The organism is Arthrobacter sp. NPDC057013 (genome assembly GCF_042674585.1).
GTDB lineage: Bacteria > Actinomycetota > Actinomycetes > Actinomycetales > Micrococcaceae > Arthrobacter.
In genome coordinates this window covers 2,119-5,429 of the sequence record NZ_JBHUSE010000041.1, presented here as the reverse complement: position 1 = coordinate 5,429, position 3,311 = coordinate 2,119, and the positions used below count along the sequence as shown (strand labels likewise).

The 3,311-nt window shown below is 55.0% G+C and carries 1 rRNA gene; it reads right to left on the bottom strand.

Going from position 1 to position 3,311, the window contains the following annotated elements:
* Nucleotides 1-128: 128 nt before the first annotated feature.
* A 23S ribosomal RNA gene (locus tag ACFTSA_RS24240) occupies nucleotides 129-3,255 on the bottom strand.
* Nucleotides 3,256-3,311 lie beyond the last annotated feature (56 nt).

Sequence of the window (3,311 nt, the reverse complement as noted above, 5' to 3'; positions counted from 1 at the left end):
GGGGGGAAAACTTGTGGTGTTACAACTGTGGTGTTGTATTCAGTTTTCTTGGTTCCCTGTGACCGTCAAACCCGGCGGGTTTGTTGGTTGGGAACCACATAGTGGACGCAAGCATGCTTTGTTCTTGTGTGGTGTAAGTTATCGGCCTATTAGTACCGGTCAGCTTCACGAGTCGTTAGTCCTCGCTTCCACATCCGGCCTATCAACCCAGTGGTCTGGCTGGGGGCCTCTCACACACAAGGTGTATGGAAATCTCATCTCGAAGCGAGCTTCCCGCTTAGATGCTTTCAGCGGTTATCCCATCCGAACGTAGCTAATCAGCGGTGCACTTGGCAGTACAACTGACACACCAGAGGTTCGTCCGTCCCGGTCCTCTCGTACTAAGGACAGCCCTTCTCAAATTTCCTGCGCGCGCAGCGGATAGGGACCGAACTGTCTCACGACGTTCTAAACCCAGCTCGCGTACCGCTTTAATGGGCGAACAGCCCAACCCTTGGGACCTACTCCAGCCCCAGGATGCGACGAGCCGACATCGAGGTGCCAAACCATGCCGTCGATATGGACTCTTGGGCAAGATCAGCCTGTTATCCCCGAGGTACCTTTTATCCGTTGAGCGACGGCCATTCCACAATGTACCGCCGGATCACTAGTCCCGACTTTCGTCCCTGCTCGAGATGTCTCTCTCACAGTCAAGCTCCCTTGTGCACTTACACTCGACACCTGATTGCCAACCAGGCTGAGGGAACCTTTGGGCGCCTCCGTTACTTTTTAGGAGGCAACCGCCCCAGTTAAACTACCCATCAGGCACTGTCCCTGACCCGGATTACGGGCCGAAGTTAGATGTCCAAAGTGACCAGAGTGGTATTTCAACGATGACTCCACCCGAACTGGCGTCCGGGCTTCAACGTCTCCCACCTATCCTACACAAGCCACTCCGAACACCAATACCAAACTATAGTAAAGGTCTCGGGGTCTTTCCGTCCTGCTGCGCGTAACGAGCATCTTTACTCGTACTGCAATTTCGCCGAGTTTATGGTTGAGACAGCGGGGAAGTCGTTACTCCATTCGTGCAGGTCGGAACTTACCCGACAAGGAATTTCGCTACCTTAGGATGGTTATAGTTACCACCGCCGTTTACTGGGGCTTAAATTCTCAGCTTCGCCGTGAGGCTAACCGGTCCTCTTAACCTTCCAGCACCGGGCAGGAGTCAGTCCGTATACATCGTCTTGCGACTTCGCACGGACCTGTGTTTTTAGTAAACAGTCGCTTCCCCCTGGTCTCTGCGGCCCCGATCCCCTCCGGACAGCAAGTGTCCATCAAGGTTGGGGCCCCCCTTCTCCCGAAGTTACGGGGGCATTTTGCCGAGTTCCTTAACCATAATTCTCTCGATCGCCTTAGTATTCTCTACCTGATCACCTGTGTCGGTTTGGGGTACGGGCGGCTAAAACCTCGCGCCGATGCTTTTCTAGGCAGCATAGGATCACCGAATCCCCCCTTTACGGGAGTCCCGTCAGATCTCAGGCACATGAACAGCGGATTTGCCTACCGTTCGCCCTACATCCTTGGACCGGGACAACCATCGCCCGGCTCGGCTACCTTCCTGCGTCACACCTGTTAATACGCTTGCCTCCCAGGATCAGGTCCCGCGCTCCACCAAAACCCTTCACCCACAAGGGGTGTCGGGCAGGCTTCGGGCGGTTAGTATCCCCTGTTCAACATGGGCGGTTTTTCGCCGGTACGGGAATATCAACCCGTTGTCCATCGACTACGCCTGTCGGCCTCGCCTTAGGTCCCGACTTACCCAGGGCAGATTAGCTTGACCCTGGAACCCTTGATCATCCGGCGGACGGGTTTCTCACCCGTCTTTCGCTACTCATGCCTGCATTCTCACTCGTGTAGGCTCCACCGCTGGTTTACACCGCGACTTCACCGCCCACACGACGCTCCCCTACCCATCCACACTCCTGAACCACAAAGGCTTGGAAAATATGTGAATGCCACAACTTCGGCGGTGTACTTGAGCCCCGCTACATTGTCGGCGCGGAATCACTTGACCAGTGAGCTATTACGCACTCTTTTAAGGATGGCTGCTTCTAAGCCAACCTCCTGGTTGTCTTCGCAACTCCACATCCTTTCCCACTTAGCACACGCTTAGGGGCCTTAGTTGGTGGTCTGGGCTGTTTCCCTCTCGACTATGAAGCTTATCCCCCACAGTCTCACTGCTGCGCTCTCACTTACCGGCATTCGGAGTTTGGCTGACGTCAGTAACCTTGTAGGGCCCATTAGCCATCCAGTAGCTCTACCTCCGGAAAGAAACACGCAACGCTGCACCTAAATGCATTTCGGGGAGAACCAGCTATCACGAAGTTTGATTGGCCTTTCACCCCTACCCACAGCTCATCCCCTCCATTTTCAACTGAAGTGGGTTCGGTCCTCCACGACGTCTTACCGTCGCTTCAACCTGGCCATGGGTAGATCACTTCGCTTCGGGTCTAGATCACGCCACTGCAACGCCCTGTTCAGACTCGCTTTCGCTACGGCTTCCCCACACGGGTTAACCTCGCGACGTAACACTAACTCGCAGGCTCATTCTTCAAAAGGCACGCCGTCACCAGAATCAGACTGGCTCCGACGGATTGTAAGCACACGGTTTCAGGTACTGTTTCACTCCCCTCCCGGGGTACTTTTCACCTTTCCCTCACGGTACTGGTCCGCTATCGGTCATTAGGGAGTATTTAGGCTTATCAGGTGGTCCTGACAGATTCACACGGGATTTCTCGGGCCCCGTGCTACTTGGGATACTCATCAAAGGCGGCGCACAGCATTACGGTTACGGGGCTCACACCCTCTACGGCCGGCCTTTCAAGACCGTTCACCTATACCAGCACTCACACCTCCCCGGTCCGGCAGAACCAGGACAACAAGTCCCACAACCCCGCCCATGCAACGCCCGCCGGCTATCACACATGAGTCGGTTTAGCCTGATCCGCGTTCGCTCGCCACTACTAACGGAATCACTGTTGTTTTCTCTTCCTGCGGGTACTGAGATGTTTCACTTCCCCGCGTTCCCTCCACGCACCCTATGTGTTCAGATGCGGGTCACCAGATCACTCGCGCGTCTGGCGGGGTTTCCCCATTCGGACACCCTGGGATCACAGTCCGGTTATCGACTCCCCCAGGCTTATCGCAGATTCCTACGTCCTTCTTCGGCTCCTAATGCCAAGGCATCCACCGTGTGCTCTTAAAAACTTGACCACAAAGATCAAAAAGTTCATTCACGAGAGAACCACAGAAACCAACCACACCCCCAA